This window comes from Streptomyces sp. NPDC046557 (genome assembly GCF_040645975.1).
GTDB lineage: Bacteria > Actinomycetota > Actinomycetes > Streptomycetales > Streptomycetaceae > Streptomyces.
The window spans coordinates 698533-719322 of the sequence record NZ_JBEYZH010000001.1; the positions used below are offsets into that span (position 1 = coordinate 698533).

A 20790-nucleotide genomic window follows, 5' to 3' on the forward strand; every position below is an offset into this window, starting at 1 on the left:
GCGCGGCGCCCGGATCACGGCCTCGGCTCGCCGGGGTCGTCGTCCGCACGGCCCCGCCCCTTGGGCTCCGTCAGGCGCCGCAGGCGTAGGTGGTGGCCCTGGCCCGGGACGCCGATGGCGTCACCGACCATCGCCTTGACGGCGTCGCGCAGACCGTGCAGCGAGTGGGCGTGCGCCGGGCCCACGCCCGGGTCCTCCCGCAGTTCCTTCACCAGCGCCCGACACAGCAGCAGCATGACGAGCACATGGCGGTGCCGAAGGAGTCCCCCGCCGAGCGCGGCCCAGGCGACGACGGCGAGCACGGTGACCGCGCCGACCGTGACCACGGCGAGGTCGGGAGCGCCGGACCCGGGGTCTTAGGGGGTCCGGTCGGGGGCGTCCGGGCGTGCCTCTTCCAGTGGATCCGTGCTCATGCGGCCAGACTATGCAGGCGTATGTCCCCATTTGGGGGCATGGCGCGCCGCGTGTGTCCCAGGCCACCCATGGGCATAGGAGGATCCTCCGGATAGGCTCATGGCGGCGCGACTGCACTGTTCGATAGCAAGGGATTAGCAAAGGTGACGGACGGAGCAGTAACTGAGGCCGCGCGCGTGCTCATCGCCGCGGACAAATTCAAGGGCTCGCTCACGGCCGTACAGGTCGCGGAGCGGGTGACGGCCGGCCTTCGCAAGGCCGTACCGGGCGTGGAGATCGAGACTCTCCCCGTCGCGGACGGCGGCGACGGTACGGTCGCGGCCGCCGTGGCGGCCGGTTTCGAACGTCGCGAGGTGCGGGTCACCGGACCCCTCGGCGACCAGGTCACGGCCGCTTTCGCGCTCCGGGACGGAACCGCCGTGGTCGAGATGGCGGAGGCATCCGGGCTCCAACTGCTCCCCCAGGGCGTCTTCGCCCCGCTGACGGCGACCACGTACGGCTCGGGCGAGCTGCTCAAGGCCGCGCTGGACGCGGGCGCGCGCTCGATCGTCTTCGGTGTGGGCGGCAGCGCCACCACGGACGGCGGAGCGGGCATGCTCGCCGCCCTCGGCGCGGTGTTCCGGGACGCGAACGGCGAACCGGTCGGTCCGGGCGGCGGCGCGCTGGCCTCCCTGGCCTCGGCGGACCTGTCCGGCATCGACCCGCGCTTCGCGGACGTGGACTTCGTACTGGCCAGCGATGTGGACAACCCGCTGACGGGCCCGAAGGGCGCGCCGGCGGTGTACGGGCCGCAGAAGGGCGCCTCCCCCGAGGACGTGGCGACGCTGGACGCGGCGCTGGCGCACTTCGCGGTGGTGCTGGAGAAGGCGATCGGCGCGAAGGCCGCCGAGTGCGCGGTGCTGCCGGGCGCCGGTGGCGCGGGCGGCATCGGCTACGGCGCGCTGCTGCTCGGGGCGACGTTCCGTCCGGGTATCGAGCTGATGCTGGAGGTGCTGGGCTTCGCTCCGGCGCTGGAGCGGGCCACACTGGTCATCACCGGCGAGGGTTCGCTGGACGAGCAGACCCTGCACGGCAAGGCCCCGGCCGGTGTCGCGGCCGCCGCCCGCGCCGCGGGCAAGGAGGTCGTGGCGGTGTGCGGACGGCTCCTGCTGGAGCAGGAGGCGCTGCGCGCGGCCGGCATCCGGCGGGCGTACCCGCTGACGGAGATCGAACCGGACCCCGCCAAGTGCATCGCCAACGCCGGTCCGCTGCTGGAGCGGGTGGCGGCCAACATCGCGGCCGACGTGCTCTGACCGGTTCGGGTTCGGGTGACACGGGAGAGGGCCGGCCCCCGGTGCGGGGGCCGGCCCTCTCCCGTGTCCGTGAGCGGTGGAAAACCGGCGGCGGCCGGGCGGTCGGCACTGGTAAGCAGGGCGCATGGAGGAACCGAGCGCCGACCCGATCCCGACCCCCCGTCTGCTGCTACGCCCGCTGGACCCGGCCGGGGCCCGGCGGATCCTCAGCGGCCGGCCCGGCCCGTCGGCCCGCTGGGGTCCCGGGTACCCGGACGCCGGCGACCGGGCGGGCGCCGAACGGTTCCTGCGGGTCCTGGCCGAGCACGGTGATCCGCGGCCGTTCGGGGCGTACGAGATCGAGCTCCGCGCGGACGGCCGGACCGTCGGCGGGGCCGGGTTCCACGGCCCCCCGGATGTCCTCGGCCGGGTCACTGTCGGCTACGGGCTCGTCCCCGCCGCGCGGGGCCTGGGATACGCCACGGAAGCCCTGCGCGGGCTGCTGGAGCACGCCCGGCGACACGGGGCTCGCGGTGTGGACGGTGACACCGATCTGGCGAACACCGCCTCCCGGCGGGTGATGGCCGCCGCCGGGATGCGGTGCGTACGCCGGGACGCCCGGCTGCGCTACTACGAGCTGACCTGGCCTACGCGGTGAGCCCGGCTGGGCGGTGAACCCGACTGGGCGGTGAACCCGACTACGCGGCGAGCCGGGACCGGGCCGCCGCCGTCAGCACCCCGGCGGTGGTGACGACGCGGGCGAAGCGGCCGCCGTGCAGGTTGACGGCGGTGGCGGTCGCCAGTTCGTCGGCGCTCAGCCGGGTCCCGTCCGGGCCCGTGAGGTCGAAGGTGTGCGTTGCGTCCAGCGGGACGAGGACGTCGTAACCGAGGTTCCCCGCCATCCGGGCGGTGGTCTCCACGCACATGTTGGTCTGGATCCCGGCGACGACCAACTGCCCGATGCCCCGGGCGGTGAGCCATTCGGCGAGATCGGGGGTGCCGTAGAAGGACGAGTTCACGGTCTTGGTGACATGGAGAGCGGCCTGTTCGCGGCGCTCCTCGACGAAGTCCTTGAGGGCGTGGCCGGGCTGGTCGGGGGCGAGGACGGAGCCGGCCCGCGAGGCGTGTTGGACGAGCACGACCGGGCGCCCGGATTCCTGCCAGGCGTCCATCAGGGCGGCCAGGTTGGCCTCGGCCGCCGGGTTGTTGCGCGGACCCCAGAAGGACGCGTCGTCGAAGCCCTTCTGTACGTCGATGACCAGCAGGGCGCTGTTCGGGGCGATCTCGATCTCGTTCGTCGTCATGGCTCCATGGTGTCCGCGCCCACCCGCCGCCGACAGGGCCACCGGTGCCCCGGACCGATGAGATCCTGCCAGGATGGCAGCCCTGCCGGGGCTGCTCTGGGAGGATCGGGGCATGCAGCGCGTCGCGATCGTCATCCAGCCGGGCATCAGGGCCTTCGACCTCGCCGTCATCACCGAGGTCTGGGGTCCCGATCGCAGTCGCTCCGGGGTCCCGCCCTTCGAGCTGCGCCGTTGCGCGCTGACGCCCGAGCCGGTGGCGCTGCCCGGCGGACTCACCCTCACCCCCGACCGGGGCCTCGACTGGCTCACCGAGGCCGATCTGGTCGTCGTACCGGCGCTCGCGGAACCCGACGACCCGAGTCCCGGACCCGTACTGGCCGCCCTGCGGGAGGCGCACGCCCGGGGCGCGGCGGTGGCCGCGCTCTGCGCCGGGGCGTTCGTCCTGGCCGAGGCGGGGCTGCTGGACGGCCGCCGGGCGGTGACGCACTGGTGGCTGGCCCCCAGGCTGGCCGCCCGCTACCCCGGGGTGCTGGTCGAGGACGCCCCGCTGTTCGTGGAGGACGGGGGGATCTGGACCTCCGCCGGGGTGGCTTCCGGCATCGACCTGTGCCTGCACCTGGTGCGGGAGGCCCACGGGGCGGAAGCCGCCGCCGCGGTCGCCCGTTCCATGGTGACGGGCCCGTTCCGCACCGGGGACCACGCCCAGTACCTCGACCGGCCCACCCCGGCCGCCGACCGCACCGCCGAGGCGCTGGCCGCCGTACGGGAGCGGGCGCTGCGGCGGCTGCACGAGCCGCTGGACGTGGCCACCCTGGCCGGCTGGGCGGGGATGTCGCCGCGCTCCTTCGCCCGGCACTTCGCCGCCGCGACGGGGACCACCCCGCACAAATGGCTGCTCGGCCACCGCCTCGACGCGGCCCGCCGACTGCTGGAGCGCACCGACCATCCGGTGTCCGAGGTGGCCCGCCGGACCGGGTTCGCGAGCGAGGTCACCTTCCGCCAACACTTCACCGCGCACGTCGGCCGGAGCCCGCGCGCGTACCGTGCGGCGGCCGCCGCCATCCCAAAAGACCGCGACAGTGTTAGAAATGGCTCATGACCGGACGTTCGGGTCGACCCAGGGGATCGCCGCCGGCGGGCCGGCCCTCGGGCCTGCTCGCGCGCTTCGCCCACGCCCCCGGGAGCGTCGCGGGCCAGGTGTTCCTCCTACAGGCCGTGATCGTGCTGGTGCTGATCACCGCCGCCACGCTGGCCCTGGTCTTCCAGGCCCGGTACGACAGCGCGCGCGACGCCCGCAACCGTTCGCTCGCGGCGGCCGAGGCGTTCGCGCACGCTCCCGGTCTGCCCGCCGCGCTGCGCTCGCCGCACCCCACGGCCGAGCTCCAGCCCCTGGCCGAGGCCGCCCGCCGGGCCTCCGGCGTCGACTTCATCGCCGTGCTGAGCACGGACGGGATCCGCTACACCGACGCCCGGCCCGGCCTCATCGGCAAGCGCGCGACCGGTGACCTCTCGCGCGCGGTCCACGGGCAGGCGTTCACCGAGACGTTCAAGGGAGCCCCCAGCGACGCGGTGCGCGCGGTGGTCCCCGTACGGGACGCGTCGGGGGCGGTCGTGGCACTCGTCTCGACCGGTATCGAGATCGCGAACGTGGGCGGGGCGGTCGGCCAACAACTGCCGCTGCTGCTCGGCTCGGCGACGGGCGCCCTGCTGCTGGGCACCGGCGGCGCGGCCCTGGTCAGCCGCAGGTTGCGGCGCCAGACCCGGGGCCTGGGCGAGGCCGAGATGACCCGGATGAACGAGCACCACGAGGCGGTGCTGCACGCCGTGCGCGAGGGCGTGCTCATCATCGGAGCGGACCACCGGCTGGTGCTGGCCAACGACGAGGCGCGCCGGCTGCTGAACCTGCCCCCGGACGCCGAGCAGCGGCTCGTCACCGACCTCGGTCTGGACCGTCGGACGGCGGACCTGCTGATCTCCGGGCGGGTCGTGACGGACGAGGTCCACCTGTCCGGGGACCGCCTCCTCGCCGTCAACGTGCGGCCCACCAAGCCCTACCGGGGCATGCCCTCCGGCAGCGTCATGACGCTGCGCGACTCCACCGAGCTCGCCGCGCTCTCCGGTCGCGCCGAAGTCGCGCGTGGCCGGCTGCAGTTGTTGTACGACGCGGGGGTGCGGATCGGTACCACCCTGGACGTGGTGCGCACCGCCGAGGAGCTGTCGGAGGTGGCGGTCCCGCGGTTCGCGGACTTCGTCACCGTGGAGCTGCTGGAACCGGTGCTGCACGGCGAGGAGCCCTCGACGCTGTCGGGGGTCTACATCGAGATGCGCCGGGCGGCGATGAGCGGGGTCCGCTCCGACCAGCCGTTGCAGCCGGTGGGCGAGACCATCCGGTTCGTGGTGCCGACGGCGCCGATGGCCTCCGCGCTGGCCGCCGGGCGGGCGGTGCTGGCGGCGGACCTGAACACCGCGTTCGGCTGGCGGGCCCAGGACCCGGAGGGCACCCGGCTGGCGCTGGAGTACGGCCTGCACTCGCTGGTCTCGGTACCACTGCAGGCGCGCGGCGTGGTGCTGGGCATGGCCAACTTCTGGCGGGCCGACACCCCGGACGCCTTCGACGAGGAGGACCTGTCCTTCGCCGAGGAGTTGGGGGCGCGCGCCGCCGTCTCGATCGACAACGCCCGCCGTTTCACCCGCGAGCACGCCACGGCGGTGACGCTCCAGCGCAGCCTGCTGCCCCGGGTGCTGCCGGAACTGAGCGCGGTGGACGTCGCGTTCCGCTACCTGCCGGCGCAGGCGGGGGTGGGCGGTGACTGGTTCGACGTGATCCCGCTGCCGGGCGCCCGCGTGGCGCTGGTGGTCGGTGACGTGGTCGGGCACGGGGTGCACGCCGCCGCGACGATGGGCCGGCTGCGCACCGCCGTCCACAACTTCTCGACGCTGGACCTTCCGCCGGACGAACTGCTGGGGCACTTGGACGAGCTGATCGACCGGATCGACCGGGACGAGACGGGCTCCACCGGGGAGGGCGCGGACGGCGGCGACGACCCGGCCGGCGTCACCGGCGCGACGTGTCTGTACGCCGTCTACGACCCGGTCTCCGGTCGCTGCACGGTGGCGAGCGCGGGACATCCCGGGCCCGCGCTGGTCCATCCGGACGGCCGGGTGGAGTTCCCGGAGCTGCCGACCGGGTTGCCGCTGGGCGTGGGCGGGATGCCCTTCGAGACGGCCGAGTTGCGGCTGTCGGAGGGCAGCCGGCTCGCCCTGTTCACCGACGGGCTGCTGGAGGACCGCGACCGGGACATCGACACCGGACTGGAACTGCTCAGGCAGGCCCTGTCGAGGACCGGACGCAGCCCCGAGCAGGCGTGTGCGGACGTGCTGGCGGCGCTGCTGTTCCCCTCGCCCAGTGACGACATCGCCCTGCTGGTCGCCGACACCCGGCTGCTGGACACGGACCGGATCGCGGAGTGGGAGGTGCCGGACGACCCGGCGGCCGTCTCGCGGGTGCGCAACGCCGGTTCGGCGCAGCTCCAGGAGTGGGGTCTGGAGGAGATCGCGTTCACCGCGGAGCTGATCCTCAGCGAACTGGTCACGAACGCCATCCGGTACGGGTCCGAGCCCATCCGGGTGCGGCTGCTGCGCGACCGCACCCTGATCTGCGAGGTGTCCGACGGCAGCAGCACCTCGCCGCACCTGCGGTACGCGGCCTCCACCGACGAGGGCGGTCGCGGCCTGTTCCTCGTCGCGCAGTACGCCGAGCGGTGGGGCACCCGCTACACCGAGCGGGGGAAGGTCATCTGGGCGGAGCTGCCGCTGACGGGCGGCAGCGCCGAGCCGTTGGCGGCGCTCACCCTGGACCTGGACGAGTTGGAGGGGCTGGCCTGGTGACCCGCGGCCCGGCCGCGGCCGGGTGGCGGTCGGGTGGCGGTCGGTGGGCAGTCGGGTGGCGGCCGTTCCGCCGGCAGCGGCCTACGGGGCCACGGTGCGGGCGAGGAGGACGGCCACGTCGTCCTGTGGGGCGGTCGGCAGGAGCCGCTCCAGGATCTCGTCGCACAGTTGCTCCAGCGGCCGGGCCGGCTGCCCGAGGGCCCGGGCCAGTCGGCCGAGTCCCTGGTCGAGGTCCCGGTCGCGGCTTTCGATCAGCCCGTCGGTGTAGAGCGCCAGGAGGCTGCCGGGCGGCAGTGGCACGCTCTCGGTGCGGAAGCCGGTGCCGCCCGCCCCGAGGGGGGTGCCGGGCGGTCCGTCCAGGAAGGTCACCGTGCCGGTGACACCGACCACGGCGGGCGGCGGGTGCCCGGCCCGGGCGATCAAGCAGCCGCCGGCCGCCGGGTCGTGCACGGCGTAGACGCAGGTCGCCATCTCGTCCTCGCCCAGGTCCGCCACCGCCGCGTCGAGCGAGCGCAGCATCCGCTCGGGCGGTACGTCGTGGCGTGCGAGGGTCCGGACGGCCGTACGGAGCTGGCCCATGACGGCCGCCGCGTGGATACCGTGCCCCATCACGTCGCCGATGACCAGTCCGGTCCGGCCCCGGGGCAGTTGGATGACGTCGAACCAGTCGCCACCGACGTCGTGCGCGCTGGCGGGCCGGTAACGGCCGGTCAGTTCCAGGCCGGGGACCCGGGGCAGGGCGCTGTTGGTGAGGCTGCGTTGGAGGGTGAGGGCGGCCCGGCGCTGGGCGGTGTACATGCGGGCGTTGTCGATGTTGAGCGCCGCGCGGGCCACCAGTTCGTCGATCAGTACGCAGTCCTGTTCGTCGAAGGGCTCGCGCTCGCGCAGCCGGGTCACGGTGACCGCGCCGAGGACGGCGCCGCGCGCGACGAGGGGGACCAGGCGCGCCGACCCGAGTCCGGCCAGGTACCGGCGCAGGGGTTCGGCGCGGGCGTCGGTGATCAGTGCCGGGACGTCGGTGGCGTACAGGTTCATGGGCCGGCCTTCGGAGATGACCCGTTCGTAGACGGTTCCGGCGGGGATCCGGAAGGTCTGGCCGGGTGCGAGCGCGGCCGTCGGCGCGGTCGGGTCGGGGAAGGTGACGGCGAGCCTGCGCAGCACCCCTCGGTTGGAGAAGGCGGCGTCGTCGGGGCCGAGGACGGCTTCGAGGAGCTGTACGTCGGCGGAGTCGGCGAGCTGCGGTACCAGCAGGTCGACGGTCTCCCGGGCGGTCTGGTCGAGGTCGAGCGTGGTCCCGATGCGTGCGCCGGCCTCGGCTAGCAGCGCGAAGCGTCTACGGGCCCGCTCGGCCTCGGCCTGTGCCCGTTGGCCCTCGGTGACGTCGATGAGGGAGGCGATCACGCCGAGGGGACGGCCGCTCGGGTCGAGCAGCGGGGCGTAGGAGCAGGACCAGGTCCGGTCGTGGTCGGGGTCGGCGGGGGTACGGCCGGTGCGGCGGACGTCGACGACCGCGGTGCCCTGTTCCAGCACCTGCCGCATCGTCGCCTCCAAGGCGGTGGCGTTGACGCCGGGGACCACCTCGGTGAGCCGTTTGCCCAGGTGGGCGGCGGCCGGAACGCCGTTCATCCGGGCCAGGGCGTCGTTGACGCGCAGGAAGCGCAGGTCGGTGCCGAGGGTGGCGAGGCCGATCGGGGACTGGGTGAACAGGCTCTGGAGGGCGGCGAGGGAATCCCGCATGTGCAGGACCTCGGAGGTCTGCACGGCGATGAGCATGGCGCCCGTACGGCCCTGCGGGTCGGCGGCGGGGACGATCCACATCTCCATCGTCACGCGGTGCCCGTCGCGGTGGCGTACGGGCAGGGTCCCGACGACGGTCTCGCCCGCCTGGACGCGGCGGGTCAGGTCGTCGGCGAGTCCGCGGTTGGCGTCGGGGACCAGGACGGCGTTGCCGGGGCGACCGAGGATGTCCTCGGGGCGGTGGCCGAGCAGGTCCTGGGCGGCCAGCGACCACTCCACGACGCGTCCGTCGGCGTCCTCGCGCCACAGGGCGATCGGCAGCAGCTCCCGCAGTACGCCCGCGTACCCGACGACGCCCGGCGGCTGATCGGGAACCTCGCTCGTCAACCGGTAAGTGTCCAACGCACCGACCTCACCCCGGGGGGCCTGTTTCCTACCGATTCACCCTAACCGAGTGCCCGGCGGGGGGCGCTGCGGTCACCGTGCGGTGGACGGCCCGGGCAGGGCCGTCCACCGGGGTGGGTCAGAAGTCGACCACGACCCGCGCGTCGGCGCGGCCCACGGACTCCAGCTCCCACGTGGTGCAGTACAGGTTGCGGATGTACTCGATGTCGGCGTCCCGGGCCTTGGCCTCCGTCACCGGGTAGAGCACCGTGAGCTCGTACGACTTCTCGCGGTTGATGTCACCCTCCTTGTCCCTCCATTGGCCGCGTCCCTCCTGGAGGGTCAATCCGGCCGGGAAGCGCGGGGTGACGACGTCCGCGATGAACTTGTCGAACTGCTCGTCGGTGATCGGCGGGTTGCCGTTGTGCCGACCGGTGCCGAAGTACAGGTGGGTGGAGACGTACGGTCTGCCCCGTTCCGCGGCCGCGTCCTGGTTCACCGTCGAGGCGGCGGCGGGCGGCTGGAAGGTGGCGTTCGACGCCTGGCTTCCCGAGCCGACGAACAGCACGGCCGCGGCGAGTACGGTGGCGGCCGCGGGCATCGATATCCGAATGGGGCGCATGGGGTCCCTATCTGTGGCGGTGGTCGTGGGGGGTGGCGTAAGGGGTGCCCGCGGGCACCGGGTCCGGCAGGCGCTCCCGCAGGAACACCGCCGCGTCCCGCAGGCGCGCGGGGACCCGGGGTGCCCGGCGCAGGAGGCGGGCCGTCCCGTGGAGCGACTCGACCGTCCGGGCGGAGCCGATGCGGGCGGCGCGGGGGGCGAGGTCGGTGATGAGGTCCTCCGCTTCGCTCCAGGCACCGGCGCGGGCCAGGGCGGCGAGGAGTTCAGCGGCGAAGAGGTGGCGGTAGGAGGGACCCGGGGCGGTGGCCGCGCGGTACAGGAGGGGCAGGGCGCGGTCCCACCGGCGCAGCCGGGCCATCACCCAGCCCTGGTGGCCGGTCAGCTCCGCCTGGTCGATCCACCAGGCCCAGTGCGGGTCGCGGGGGGACACACCGTCCAGGAAGCGGCTCTGGGCCCGGGAGATCAGCTCCAGGGGCTCGCGGTGGGCGCCGAGGAGGGCGGTCGCGTGGGCCTGGCGGATCAGGACGAGACTGTCGACGCGGGCGGGTAAGGGTCGCGTCCAGGCGACGCGCGAGGCGGTCGCCAGGGCTGCGCGCGGGTGTCCGGTGTGGGTCTGGAGCATGCTGTGGTTCAGCCGTACCAGTCGGGCGGTCCAGCGGTCGCCGCAGAGTTCCGCGAGGGCGAGCGCGCGGGCGTTTGCGCGGTGGGCGTGCCGGTGCAGGCCCGCGTCGAAGAGGATCCAGCCGATGACCTCGGCCAGCTCGGCGAGCACCGCGATCCGGTCGCCGTCGTGGCCGCGCAGGCTTTCGGGTTCGGCGGAGAGCTCCGGGTGGCGGCGTACGGCCTCGCGGGCGGCGGGGACGGCGGCCCGGGCGCCGAGCGTGGCGTCGAGGGTCACCAGCCGCTCCACGGTGCGGGCCGCCTCGGTGGTGGGGGCCGGCTCCGTCGCGTGGCCGGCCTGGGCGGTCACCGGGTCACCGCCCACGCCTCGGGCCGGCGGCCGCTGCGGCCCAGGGCGGTGAAGGAGGACGCGACCTCGGTCAGCCACTCCACCTCGTCGCGGAAGTCCTCGTAGGGCGGGCGCGCGGGGATCTCCGGGGACTCCGCCTCCTCGGCCCTCTCCTCGGGGTCACGGCTGAGGGCCGCGCACACCTGGAGGGCCTCGCCGAGGGGCGACGTCGGATCCTCGGGGAGGCCGAGCGAGCGGGCGACGCGGAAGAAGTCCGCGAGCGAGAGCGTGGTGCGCAGGATCAGCTGCCCGTCACGGATCTCGATCACGCGCCGGTAGAGGCTGTAGTGCAGGTCCCTGGGCGGCAGGAGGTCGCGCGCCCAGGAGCGCGGCGGGTCCAGGGTGATGTCCGGGGACGCCTGGTGCAGGGCCCACCACAGGGGGCGCAGCCGGCGGTAGGCGCGGTAGCTGCGAGCCCAAGCGCGGGCGCGGGTGAGGCGGATGCCCCAGGCGGGGATGGTCCATCCGGTGATCTGGAGCAGCGCGCCGATGCTGCCGCAGGCCCACTGGATCGGGTCGAGGCCCGCGCCGTCGAAGTGCAACCGGGTGCCGGCGATCTGGATGCCCCGGGTGACGCAGTAGACCAGGATGAGCGTGGCGCCGACGGTGACGGTCCGCATGCCGGCGGCGAGCCACTGACGGTTCGCGACCTTGGTGAATCGCACCGACAGCCGTACCGTCTCGGCCTGTCCCACGGCGCATATCAGCAGGTAGAAGGACATGTAGAGGGCGTATCCACCGTGGTGGATGCTCAGCAGGATCGTCGATGTCGCGGTGTCGGAGTGGGCCACCGGGCCGACGACGAAGGAGGACGTGACGAGCACGCAGAGCGCGGCGCCGAAGAACAGGACGCGCCGGCGTGCCATCCGTCGGGCCTGCGCGGGCGGCGAGGACCAGTGGACGAGGACGACTTGCTGCGCGGCGGTGAGCACGACCACGGCCGCCTGGGTGATCAGCGAGGTGATGTTGGGGACGCCGAAGAACCCCGAGATGTGCAGCCGCAGTTGGTCCAGGTCGACGAGGAAGCTGATGCCGGAGCAGAGGAAGTAGACGCACAGAGCCCACAGCGCGATGTCGTGCTTGCGGCGCACCAGGTCCGGGAGCCGGTAGGCGAAGGCGGCGAGACCGACGAAGGCGCAGATCCAGGCGAGGGCCGTGTAGACGGCCGTCACTGCGGTTCCGCCTTGCCGAGCCCCTGCTCGATGCGGGCGACGACGTCGGCGGCTTCCTCGGGGACGGCCCACGCGGGTTCGACCCAGCGTTTGGTGGCCCGGGCCAGGATGAGGGAGGCCATGGTCTCGGCCTCCTGTTCCTCGTCGTCGCTGTAGCGGGAACGCATCAGTAATCCCCGTACGCCCGCGGGGTCGACGTTGGAGAACAGCGGTGCGGAATGCGCCTGGTCCAGGGGTACGGACCCGCGGTGCTCGAAGGCGATGTGCGCCAGTTCGTGGGTGATGATGTGCTCTTTGTGGGCCGGCGAGGCCGACTTCTCGAAGGCGACGACATCGAAGTCGTCCAATTTGAGCCACAGGCCCAGCAAATGGCGTTCCGGGAACGAGGTCGGAATCAGATGAATGGTGCGCCGGCGGCTCTCGCTGAGATAGCGGTGGAGTTCGTCGATTCCACAGCCGTGCTCCATACCCCACTCCACCAGCATCGCCTCACATGTACGCCGGACCTTCCTGAGCCGACGCCTGAGCCGTCTGTCCTCCGATGCCGGCGACGCTGAGCCCGGTATCTTCATCCCTCAGTCCTCCGGCGGAACTCGGCGGCTGCCCTCCCCTGCCCGGCTTCTTGATCTCCGGGGCAGACGACGCGGTCATGATGTCACACGCCCAACTCACCTCTGTCCGTTGTGGGTTCTATCCGGCCACGCACCGCCGGATTGCGCCGAAAGCGAGCGGCGGCGAATGCCGCGTACGGGATATGCCGCGGGGAAATTCAGCGCGGCTCACCGGGGGTGGTAGAGCTCGCGGGCGCGGGCGGCGTCGAGTGTCCCGTCCCGAAGGACGCGCAGGAAGTGGTCCGCCTGCCATGCCCGGGTCCGTTCGGCCTGGCGGCTGGTGATGGTCGCCCAGGGCGGATAGACCCTGAAGGCCCGCTTCCCGCCGAGTCCGTCGACCGATACGACGCCGTGCCGGCGCAGCGTGTCGAGGGGCAGGACGAACTGGCCGAAGCGGTCACCGTCGCGGGTGCCGATGACGAACAGATCGACGGCGTCCGTGGTGTCGAAGGGCCGGATCGGCCCGCCCGACGACCTCTGCCACACGGTGACGAACTGCCCGCTCTTGGTGGGAGTCGTCTTGGCCGTGCGGAAGCGGACGGAGAGGCCGTCCAGGGTGAAGTGGTGGGCGGCGTAGGCGGCGCTCTCGGCTTCGGGGACCGGCTGCGAGCAGGTGAACCCGCAGGGGTCGTAGACCAGCGCTTTCGCCGCGAGGAGTTCCCCGTGGGTCTCGGTGGGGTCCCAACGTGCCGAGGGGCCGGCGGGAGGGGGCTCGGACGGGTGCGTACGGTCGACGGGCATCGGCCTACCCTGTCATGCCCGGGCCGGTCCCGACGATCTTCCCGGGCCCGATCGGTCAGCCGAGGGCGGCGGCGAACGCGGCGTAGGCCCCGGCGTCGAAGAGGACGAAGCGCACCTCCTCCACGGAGGTCGGCGTCGCGCGCACCGTCTCCACCGCGATCCGCGCGCCGTCGTCCATCGGCCACCCGTAAATCCCCGTGGAGATGGCCGGGAAGGCGACCGTACGGGCGCCCAGTTCGTCGGCGACGCGCAGGGACTCGCGGTAGCAGGAGGCGAGCAGTTCCGAGCGGTCCTCGTCTCGCGCGTACACGGGCCCGACGGTGTGGATGACGTGGGTGGCCGGCAGCTGGCCCGCCGTGGTGGCGACGGCCCGGCCGGTCGGCAGGCCCTTGCCGTAGTGCGAGCGGCGCAGCCGTTCGCAGGCGGCGAGGATCTCGGGTCCGCCGCGCCGGTGGATGGCGCCGTCCACTCCCCCGCCGCCGAGCAGCGAGGAGTTGGCGGCGTTGACCACGGCGTCCGCGTGCTCGGCGGTGATGTCGCCCTGGACGAGGGTGATCCGCGGTGACATCAGGATGCCTCTCGCAGGTGGCGCCAGACGGCCTTCGCGGCGTTGTGGCCGGACATGCCGTGGACTCCCGGGCCGGGCGGGGTCGCCGAGGAACACAGGAAGACCGCCGGGTGGGCCGTGGTGTACGGGGACAGGGTGATCTTCGGGCGGAGCAGGAGCTGGAGCCCGGAGGCGGCGCCGCAGGCGATGTCGCCGCCGACGTAGTTGGGGTTGCGTGCGGCGAGTTGCGGCGGGCCGGCGGTGGCCCGGGCCAGGACGAGGTCGCGGAAGCCCGGGGCGAAACGCTCCAGTCGGCGCTCCATGGCCTCGGTGAGGTCGCCTTCCCAGCCCGAGGGGACGTGCCCGTACGCCCAGAAGACGTGCTTGCCCTCGGGCGCCCGGCCGGGGTCGACAAGGCTGGGTTGGGCGGTGATGAGGAAGGGGTTGCGAGGTGCACGGCCGCCGTGGGCCAGTTGCAGGGCGGCGTCTACGTCGCTGGTGCGGGGGCCGATCTGGACGGTGCCGGCCCGGCGGGCCTCCTCCGCGGTCCAGGGGACGGGACCGTCCAGCGCGTAGTCGATCTTGAAGACGGAGGCTCCGTAGCGGTAGCCGTCGTACGCCCGGCCCAACCGGGCGATCCGTGCCAGCGCGGTCGGCGAGGTGTCGAAGACGTACGCGCGGGCCGGCGGCAGCTCGTCCAGGCGCTTGACCTCGAAGTCGGTGTGCACGGCGCCGCCGAGGTCGCGCAGGTACGCGGCCAGGGCGTCCGAGACGGACTGCGAGCCGCCACGCGGCATCGGCCAGCCGTTGGCGTGCGCGGCCAGTGCGAAGACCAGGCCCACGGCGCCGGTCCCGATCCCGTTCAGCGGTGCGATCACGTGCGCCACGAGACCGGCGAACAGCGCGCGGGCCCGGTCGTCGCGGAAGCGGCGCAGCAGCCAGGTGGCGGGCGGCAACCCGGCGAGCCCGAAGCGGGCCAGGGTGAGCGGGTCCCTGGGCAGCGCGGTCGAGGGCAGGGACATGAAGTCCCGGGCCAGGGTGTCCCAGCGGCCGAGGAACGGCTGCACCAGGCGGCGGTAGGCGCCCGCGTCGCGCGGCCCGAAGGACGCGGCGGTCTGGGCCACGGAGCGGGCCAGCACCGCCGCCGTACCGTCGTCGAACGGGTGGGCCATGGGCAGCGGGGCGTGCAGCCACTGCAGCCCGTACCGCGCCAGCGGCATCGTCGCGAACACCGGCGAGCCGGCGCCGAGCGGGTGCACCGCCGCGCAGGGGTCGTGCCGGAAGCCGGGAAGGGTCAGTTCCTCGGTGCGTGCCCCGCCGCCGACGGTCCCGGCCGCTTCGAAGACGGCCACGGACAGCCCGCGCCGGGCCAGTTCGACGGCGGCGGTCAGCCCGTTGGGGCCCGCCCCCACGATGACCGCGTCGAGAATGGAGGACACCTTACGACTCCTTCGTCCGGCGGCGGCACCGCGTGTGAGCCGGCGGTGCGTCCAGGCGGCACTGTATTGAAGACATGGCGCGGCCGGCCCGTCATTCGCCGCGCAGCAGCTCGCGGATCCGGATCGCCGTGGCCTCGTCGCGGCCCACGGCGAACGGCAGCGCGTTGTCCCGGTCCACCCGGAAGGGCACCCCGGCGACGGTGCTCTGCGCGCCACCCGCCTCGGCGACCAGCAGCAGGCCGGCCGCGTGGTCCCATGCCGAGGGCCAGGTGAAGGCCAGGCCGTCCACCTCGCCGCGGGCCACCTTGAGGTACTCCAGGCCGGCCGATCCGCAGGGGCGGGCCGCGACGCCGGGTACGTCGAGCCGGGCCAGGGCTCGCTTGTCCTCGTCGGAGGTGTAGAGCGGGTGGGCCATGGCGACCCGCAGCTCGGCGCCGGGCGCCGGGGAACCGCTGTGGATGCGCTCGCCGTTGACGTACGCGCCCTCCCCGCGCACGGCGGTCGCCAGCTCGTCCAACACCGGGGCGTAGGTCCAGGAGGCGAGGATCTCCCCGCGGTGGGCCAGCGCGACCAGGGTGCAGAAGGCGGGGTCGCCGCCGACGAACTGCCGGGTGCCGTCGACCGGGTCCACGATCCACACGGGCGCGTCGGCGCGCAGCGCCGCGTACACCGTCGGGTCGGCGTGCACGGCCTCCTCGCCTACGACGGCGGAGCCGGGCAGCAGGCGGGTCAGCGCGGCCGTGAGGTGCTCCTCCGCCTTGCGGTCGGCGACGGTGACCAGGTCGTGCGGGCCGGTCTTCTCGTCGACCTCGTGCGCCGCGAGCTGCCGGAATCTCGGCATGATCTCGACCGCGGCCGCCTTGCGGACGGCTTCCTCGACGGCGGACAGGTCAGGGGCCCGAAATTCTGTGATCATGCCTCCATCACACCACGCCCGTGTGACAAACCCCAGCCGCGGTCCCGACGGGGGAGGACATTCCCGGTGGACGGCGGGTGACCCGGCGGGCGGCGGAAAAAGCGGGTGCGGGGCGTCGTCCCCGGGTCGCACCCCGGCCTGGTGATCGTATTCCGTTGCAGGGCCTGCCGTACCCGGGTCTCCGCACCCGTGCGGGAGGTCGCGCTGCCGCCCGAGGACGAGGCGCCGCCGCCGTTCGGGCAGCCGGACGGTGAGGAGTGCCCGCCCCGGCTCGCGCCGGGCACCTTCGTCTCTCGCACGGCCCGAACCTGGCCTGTGCGGGATGCGGCGCGGAGGTGGCCGTCGAGACGGCCTACTGCTATACGGCTCGACAGATCGCGCTGGGCCCCGAGTTGACGGTGCCCGAGCCGCCGCCCGGGGAGTGACTCGGCCGCTCGGCCGGGGCGGTCGGCCGCCCTCAGCCGAGGCGCTGCCAGAGACCCCGGCCCACACCCACTCGACGCCCTCCGCGGCGCCGAGCGCGTCGACGTCCAGGAGCGGCTCCCACTCGGGGGTGTCCTTGCGGTACTGCTCCAGCGTCGTACGCCGCCACACCCCCTTGGGGTGCGCCGCGTCCTGCCAGAAGTCGTAGAGGAAGGCGCCCCGGCGGGCGGTGTAGGGAATCCGGTCGGAGGCGTCGAGGACCTCCCGCACCTCCCGCCGCAGCGCGTCGAAGCCGGGCCCGCCGGCCAACGCGCCGAGCGTCTCCGCGTTCCGCTCCGCCACCCAGTCGAGCGCGTCCGCGCCCTCGATGTCCTCAAGCCACAGGTACGAGTCGTCATCCGTCACGTCGACCGATTGTCCTCGCCCCCGGTCCCTGCGGCCGCCACACCGGCACGGGCACCGGTTCGGCGGCCGGTCAACGCCCGTCGTCGGCCGGCACCGAGGCCGGTGGGGGGACGAGGAGGACGTCGCTGTGCGGGGAGCGGGGCTTGGGCCGCGACGGGGCGGCCGGGGCAGGGGTGCTCGGCGGGTCCGGGTAGAGCCGGGCGTGACACCGGCGGGCCTCGGCGTCGGCGTCGGCCCTGGACACCAGGACGTGTTCGGCCCGGCCGTCCGCGCGCACCGTCGTGATCAGGCACAGGTCGTCGTGGCGCCGCGCGGCCGCGAGGTGGTGCGCCGCCCCCCGGACGCCGGCCGGCACCACCAGGTAGGTGCCGCTCGCCGAGTCGAACTCCGTGCCGCGCAGGCCCTCCGCCGCCAGCGCCCGCGCCGCCGCCCGCCGCTCCCGGACGGAGCGGAAGCGCCAGACGTCGCTGTTCTTGTGCGCGACGACCGCGGCCGCCTCGGGCCCCTCCCCCACCACCGTCCCGTCCCCGCCCGCGGCGGTCCACGGGAAGGGTCGGCAGTGCAGCCGCACGTCCGCGCGCTCCGCCCAGTCCACGGCGCTCTCGTGGACGACCTTGGCGCCGTGGCGCGACATCCGCCGCACCCCCTCGTAGCTGATCCGCGGGAGCGGCCGGGCGGCCGGCACCAGATGGGGGTCCGCGGTGCACACTCCGGGCACGTCCGAGAAGAGGACGCAGGCGCCGGCGCCCAGCGCCGCGGCCATCGCCGCCGCCGAGAGGTCGGAGCTGTTGCGGCCCAGCATGACGGTCCCGCCGGCCGCGTCGACGGCCTGCCCGCCCGGTACGACGAGGACCGGGCAGTCGTCCAGACGCGACCGCAGCACCTCGGGATCGGCCCGGACCAGCCTCGCCCGATCGGCGGGCCCTTCGCCCAGCAGCCCGGTGCCGGCGGCGGACAGCGCCAGCGCGCGCACGCCCCCCGCGTCGAGCGCGGCCGCGAGCAGGGCCACGCTCACCGTCTCGCCGCTGGTCAGCAGCATGGCGGCGGCCGGTGGGGGCGGGTCGGCGGCTACGACGTCGAGGGTCTGCTGGAGCCTGCCCGTGGTACCGGACATCGCGCTCACCACCACGACCACCGGGCGCTCCTCCTCGGCGACCCGACGGGCCGTGTAGCGGGCGACCCGCGTGTAGCCCGCCAGGTCCGCGAAGGCCGATCCGCCGAACTTCAGTACCAGCGGCGGCCGGTCCCACCTGCCGGCGCTCACTTCAACCATCCCTGGCTCGAGGCGAGTTCCACGATCTGCAGGGCGTTGAGGGCCGCGCCCACCCACAGGTTGTCGGCGACTACCCACACCGCCACGGCCCGCGGGTCGTCCGGCTCGACCCGGACGCGGCCGACGTGCACCAACGCCCGGTCCTCGGGCCGGGCGAAGACCGAACGGGGCATCGGGTAGGAGGGGCTGTCCGCCCGGGTGTGGACGCGGAGCCCCGGCGTGGCCGCGAGGGCCTTCTCCACGGCCTCGGTGGTGACCGGCCGGCGCACCCTGACGTGCACCGCCTCGGAGTGGCAGTGGAAGACCGGCACCCGCACCGCCGTGGCGCTCACCCGCAGCTCGGGCAGGCCGAGTATCTTGCGCGGCTCGCGGACGAGCTTGCGTTCCTCGTGGGTGAGCCCGGAGTCGTCCTGGAGACCGATCTCGGGTATGAGGTCGAAGGGCAGCGGCTGCCCGAACCGCCCGCCCGGCTCGCCCCGCGCCCCCGGGTCGTCCAGTACCTCGCGCGAGCCTCGGGCCAGTTCCTCCAACCCGCGCAGGCCCCCTCCCGAAGCCGCCTGGTACGTCGCCACCACGACGCTGTCCAGCGTGGCGAGTTCGTGCAGGGGCGCGAGCGCCCGGACCAGTTGGATGGTCGAGCAGTTCGGGTTCGCCACGAGGTGGGAGGCCGGTCGGACCGCGAGGGTGCGGGGGTTGACCTGCGGTACGACGAGCGGGACGTCCGGTCGCATCCGAAACGCCGAGCTGTTGTCGACGACGAGTACGCCGGCTGCGGCCAGGCGTTCCGCCTCCCGGTTGCTCACGTCCACGCCCGCGCAGAAGACGGCGACGTCCAGGGCACGCGGGTCGAGGTCCTCGACGGTGACCAGTGGGGCCATGGGCAGGGACAGCGCGAGCTCGGCGCGCAGGTCGCGGCCGACGCTGCGCGCCGAGCCGACCGGTACCACCCGCTCCACCGGCACGAGCCCGCTGTCCAGCAGGGTCAGGCACTCCCTGCCCACGGCGCCGGTGGCCCCGATGATCGCGATGCGCGGCATTCCCGTCCTCCTGTCCGAGCCCGGGCGGACCGCCCGGGGTGGGTCTGTCAGGTGAGAGAGCCCCGGAACGCGCGGCGGTAGGCGTTCGGGGTGGTGTGGAGGGAGCGCACGAACTGGTGGCGCAGGGCCGCCGCGTTGGGGAACCCCGTACGGGCGGCCACCGTCTCCATCGTCTCGTCCGTGTTCTCCAGGAGTCGCTGGGCGCTCAGGACCCGCTGCGCCAGCAGCCAGCGGTACGGGGTGGTGCCGGTCTCCATGCGGAAGCGGCGGGCGAAGGTGCGCGGAGACATGCACGCCAGCGCCGAGAGCTGTTCGACGCTGATCTCCTGGTCCAGGTGCTGCTCGGCCCAGGTCAGTACGGAGCGCACCCCGTCCTCGCGGTACTCCGCCACCGGCCTTTCGATGTACTGCGCCTGCCCGCCGTCCCGGTGCGGGGGCACGACCATGCGCCGGGCGATGGCGTTGGCGACGTCGCTGCCCTGGAGCTTGCGCACCAGGTGGAGGGCGGCGTCGATCCCCGCGGAGGTGCCGGCCGAGGTGAAGACCGGGTCCTCGTCGACGTACAGCACACTCGGCTCGACGTCCGCCTTCGGATAGCGCGCGGCGAGCGCGTCGGCGTACCGCCAGTGCGTGGTGCAGCGGCGCCCGTCGAGCAGGCCGGCGGCTCCCAGGACGAAGGCGCCGACGCAGACGCTGAGCACCCGGGCGCCGCGCGCCACGGCCTGGCGCAGGGCTTCCAGCAGGTCCGGCGGGAAGTCCCTGGTGTGGAAGTCGTCGCCCACGGGGATGGCGATGAGGTCCGCGTCCGCGAGCCGGTCGAGGCCGTAGGGCGTGCTGATGGTGAAGCCGGGGACCGCTCGCACGGAGGCGGACTCCGCGGCGACGAGCGCGAAGTCGTAGGCGGGCAGCCCCTCCTCCTGCCTGTCGATGCCGAACACTTCGCACACGACGCCCAGCTCGAAGGGGTGGACGTTGTCGAGTAGCACTGCGGCTACGTTCTTCAGCATGGATCCAATGTGGCAGGGATTCGTGGTGTTCTGACAGTCCCCGCACTGTCAGCCGGCCAAAAGCTCCCGCACACTGACGGAATGGGACCGGAAGTGTTCCGGAGTTGTTCACCCGAGTCTCGGCAGGGAGCCGCCGCATCGCGTCACTCGCCGATGGAGACGATACCGCCGCGAATTCCCATGACGACGGCTTGTGTGCGGTCGGAGGCGCCCACTTTCGAAAAGACGGCGGATAGATGATTGCGCACGGTTTTCTCGGATATCCCGAGCGAGCTCGCCACCCGCCGGTTCGACTTGCCCTGGGAGACGAGGACCAGGATCTCTCGCTCGCGCGCCGTCAGCAGGGAGAGCGGCTCCCGGGACGTCGCGGGGGCGGGGGGAGGTGACGGGACGGCCTCCGCCCGCCGCTCGTCACCGGTGTCGGTGCGCAGGCCCTCGATCATCTGCTCTTGGGCCTCCAGGGCGTCCTGCACCTCGCCGAGGGCCCTGTGCATCCGGTCGACCGCCTCGGCGAGATCGGCGACCGGCCGCGGTGGCGCACCGCACGATTCGCAGCACCTCTTTCCGCTCAACTCCATCGTTCGCCTCTG

19 protein-coding genes and 1 pseudogene are annotated in these 20790 nt (G+C 73.7%); 4 read left to right on the forward strand and 16 right to left on the reverse strand.

The genetic code is table 11. The features are described from left to right. Positions 1-14 precede the first annotated feature (14 nt). Positions 15-326, reverse strand: a complete 312-nt coding sequence (locus ABZ934_RS03435) for a hypothetical protein (RefSeq protein ID WP_361307991.1) — start codon at positions 324-326, stop codon at positions 15-17. 231 nt (positions 327-557) lie between these two features. Here ABZ934_RS03435 and ABZ934_RS03440 point away from each other — a divergent pair, with 231 nt between their 5' ends. Then, the gene (locus ABZ934_RS03440) at positions 558-1706 is read left to right on the forward strand and encodes a glycerate kinase (protein ID WP_361307993.1); all 1149 of its coding nucleotides are present in this window, start codon (positions 558-560) and stop codon (positions 1704-1706) included. Between the two features lie 124 nt (positions 1707-1830). Then, on the forward strand, positions 1831-2343 hold the full coding sequence (locus ABZ934_RS03445) for a GNAT family N-acetyltransferase (RefSeq protein WP_361307994.1): 513 nt from the start codon (positions 1831-1833) through the stop codon (positions 2341-2343). Between the two features lie 40 nt (positions 2344-2383). On the opposite strand, the gene ABZ934_RS03450 is transcribed toward ABZ934_RS03445, so the two are convergent. Continuing rightward, positions 2384-2989 carry a cysteine hydrolase family protein gene (locus tag ABZ934_RS03450; RefSeq protein ID WP_361307996.1) on the reverse strand — a complete coding sequence of 202 codons (606 nt, stop codon included), beginning with the start codon at positions 2987-2989 and terminating at the stop codon, positions 2384-2386. A gap of 73 nt (positions 2990-3062) precedes the next feature. On the opposite strand from ABZ934_RS03450, the gene ABZ934_RS03455 reads away from it, so the two are divergent. Both ABZ934_RS03455 and ABZ934_RS03460 read left to right on the forward strand, forming a co-directional pair. Beyond that, on the forward strand, positions 3063-4088 hold the full coding sequence (locus ABZ934_RS03455; RefSeq protein ID WP_361307998.1) for a helix-turn-helix domain-containing protein: 1026 nt from the start codon (positions 3063-3065) through the stop codon (positions 4086-4088). Next, on the forward strand, positions 4085-6877 hold the full coding sequence (locus ABZ934_RS03460; RefSeq protein ID WP_361308000.1) for a SpoIIE family protein phosphatase: 2793 nt from the start codon (positions 4085-4087) through the stop codon (positions 6875-6877). The genes ABZ934_RS03455 and ABZ934_RS03460 overlap by 4 nt, the downstream gene beginning before the upstream one ends. An 81-nt stretch (positions 6878-6958) precedes the next feature. On the opposite strand, the gene ABZ934_RS03465 is transcribed toward ABZ934_RS03460, so the two are convergent. From ABZ934_RS03465 to ABZ934_RS03530, 14 genes and pseudogenes are all read right to left on the reverse strand, one after another. After that, positions 6959-9016, reverse strand: a complete 2058-nt coding sequence (locus ABZ934_RS03465) for a SpoIIE family protein phosphatase (RefSeq protein ID WP_361308002.1) — start codon at positions 9014-9016, stop codon at positions 6959-6961. 121 nt (positions 9017-9137) lie between these two features. Then, positions 9138-9620, reverse strand: a complete 483-nt coding sequence (locus ABZ934_RS03470) for a DUF3574 domain-containing protein (RefSeq protein ID WP_361308004.1) — start codon at positions 9618-9620, stop codon at positions 9138-9140. A gap of 7 nt (positions 9621-9627) precedes the next feature. Then, complete coding sequence (locus ABZ934_RS03475) at positions 9628-10590, reverse strand: DNA-binding protein (RefSeq protein WP_361308005.1); 963 nt, start codon at positions 10588-10590, stop codon at positions 9628-9630. After that, positions 10587-11801 (reverse strand): MAB_1171c family putative transporter, encoded by a 1215-nt coding sequence (locus ABZ934_RS03480; protein WP_361308006.1) that lies wholly within the window; start codon positions 11799-11801, stop codon positions 10587-10589. The genes ABZ934_RS03475 and ABZ934_RS03480 overlap by 4 nt, the downstream gene beginning before the upstream one ends. Continuing rightward, positions 11798-12286 carry a toxin gene (locus tag ABZ934_RS03485; RefSeq protein ID WP_361308008.1) on the reverse strand — a complete coding sequence of 163 codons (489 nt, stop codon included), beginning with the start codon at positions 12284-12286 and terminating at the stop codon, positions 11798-11800. Before ABZ934_RS03485 ends, ABZ934_RS03480 begins: the two co-directional genes overlap by 4 nt. 294 nt (positions 12287-12580) lie before the next feature. After that, positions 12581-13153, reverse strand: a complete 573-nt coding sequence (locus ABZ934_RS03490) for a MepB family protein (protein ID WP_361308010.1) — start codon at positions 13151-13153, stop codon at positions 12581-12583. Between the two features lie 55 nt (positions 13154-13208). Next, positions 13209-13721 (reverse strand): O-acetyl-ADP-ribose deacetylase, encoded by a 513-nt coding sequence (locus tag ABZ934_RS03495; protein ID WP_361308012.1) that lies wholly within the window; start codon positions 13719-13721, stop codon positions 13209-13211. Next, positions 13721-15139: an NAD(P)/FAD-dependent oxidoreductase gene (locus ABZ934_RS03500; RefSeq protein WP_361308014.1), complete on the reverse strand. Its 1419-nt coding sequence runs from the start codon at positions 15137-15139 to the stop codon at positions 13721-13723. The genes ABZ934_RS03495 and ABZ934_RS03500 overlap by 1 nt, the downstream gene beginning before the upstream one ends. A gap of 91 nt (positions 15140-15230) precedes the next feature. Continuing rightward, the gene (locus tag ABZ934_RS03505; protein ID WP_361308709.1) at positions 15231-16055 is read right to left on the reverse strand and encodes an inositol monophosphatase family protein; all 825 of its coding nucleotides are present in this window, start codon (positions 16053-16055) and stop codon (positions 15231-15233) included. A 513-nt stretch (positions 16056-16568) separates the two neighbouring features. Then, positions 16569-16883, reverse strand: a pseudogene (locus tag ABZ934_RS03510) (S9 family peptidase); the annotation flags it as partial. 70 nt (positions 16884-16953) lie between these two features. Further along, positions 16954-18147, reverse strand: a complete 1194-nt coding sequence (locus ABZ934_RS03515) for a hypothetical protein (RefSeq protein ID WP_361308016.1) — start codon at positions 18145-18147, stop codon at positions 16954-16956. Continuing rightward, positions 18144-19193, reverse strand: a complete 1050-nt coding sequence (locus ABZ934_RS03520; RefSeq protein WP_361308018.1) for an aspartate-semialdehyde dehydrogenase — start codon at positions 19191-19193, stop codon at positions 18144-18146. Before ABZ934_RS03520 ends, ABZ934_RS03515 begins: the two co-directional genes overlap by 4 nt. 47 nt (positions 19194-19240) lie before the next feature. Beyond that, positions 19241-20200: a helix-turn-helix domain-containing protein gene (locus ABZ934_RS03525; protein ID WP_361308020.1), complete on the reverse strand. Its 960-nt coding sequence runs from the start codon at positions 20198-20200 to the stop codon at positions 19241-19243. A 143-nt stretch (positions 20201-20343) separates the two neighbouring features. After that, a complete protein-coding gene (locus ABZ934_RS03530; protein WP_361308022.1) occupies positions 20344-20694 on the reverse strand; it encodes a LuxR C-terminal-related transcriptional regulator in 351 nt (116 codons plus the stop codon). Between the last annotated feature and the right edge of the window lie 96 nt (positions 20695-20790).

Excerpts from the sequence above, each read along its gene's own strand:
- ABZ934_RS03445 (WP_361307994.1), top strand. The coding sequence starts at position 1,831 with ATGGAGGAACCGAGCGCCGACCCGATCCCGACCCCCCGTCTGCTGCTA.
- ABZ934_RS03450 (WP_361307996.1), bottom strand. The coding sequence starts at position 2,989 with ATGACGACGAACGAGATCGAGATCGCCCCGAACAGCGCCCTGCTGGTC.
- ABZ934_RS03455 (WP_361307998.1), top strand. The coding sequence starts at position 3,063 with ATGGCAGCCCTGCCGGGGCTGCTCTGGGAGGATCGGGGCATGCAGCGC.
- ABZ934_RS03460 (WP_361308000.1), top strand. The coding sequence starts at position 4,085 with ATGACCGGACGTTCGGGTCGACCCAGGGGATCGCCGCCGGCGGGCCGG.
- ABZ934_RS03470 (WP_361308004.1), bottom strand. The coding sequence starts at position 9,620 with ATGCGCCCCATTCGGATATCGATGCCCGCGGCCGCCACCGTACTCGCC.
- ABZ934_RS03485 (WP_361308008.1), bottom strand. The coding sequence starts at position 12,286 with ATGCTGGTGGAGTGGGGTATGGAGCACGGCTGTGGAATCGACGAACTC.
- ABZ934_RS03490 (WP_361308010.1), bottom strand. The coding sequence starts at position 13,153 with ATGCCCGTCGACCGTACGCACCCGTCCGAGCCCCCTCCCGCCGGCCCC.
- ABZ934_RS03495 (WP_361308012.1), bottom strand. The coding sequence starts at position 13,721 with ATGTCACCGCGGATCACCCTCGTCCAGGGCGACATCACCGCCGAGCAC.
- ABZ934_RS03505 (WP_361308709.1), bottom strand. The coding sequence starts at position 16,055 with ATGATCACAGAATTTCGGGCCCCTGACCTGTCCGCCGTCGAGGAAGCC.
- ABZ934_RS03520 (WP_361308018.1), bottom strand. The coding sequence starts at position 19,193 with ATGCCGCGCATCGCGATCATCGGGGCCACCGGCGCCGTGGGCAGGGAG.
- ABZ934_RS03525 (WP_361308020.1), bottom strand. The coding sequence starts at position 20,200 with ATGCTGAAGAACGTAGCCGCAGTGCTACTCGACAACGTCCACCCCTTC.
- ABZ934_RS03530 (WP_361308022.1), bottom strand. The coding sequence starts at position 20,694 with ATGCACAGGGCCCTCGGCGAGGTGCAGGACGCCCTGGAGGCCCAAGAG.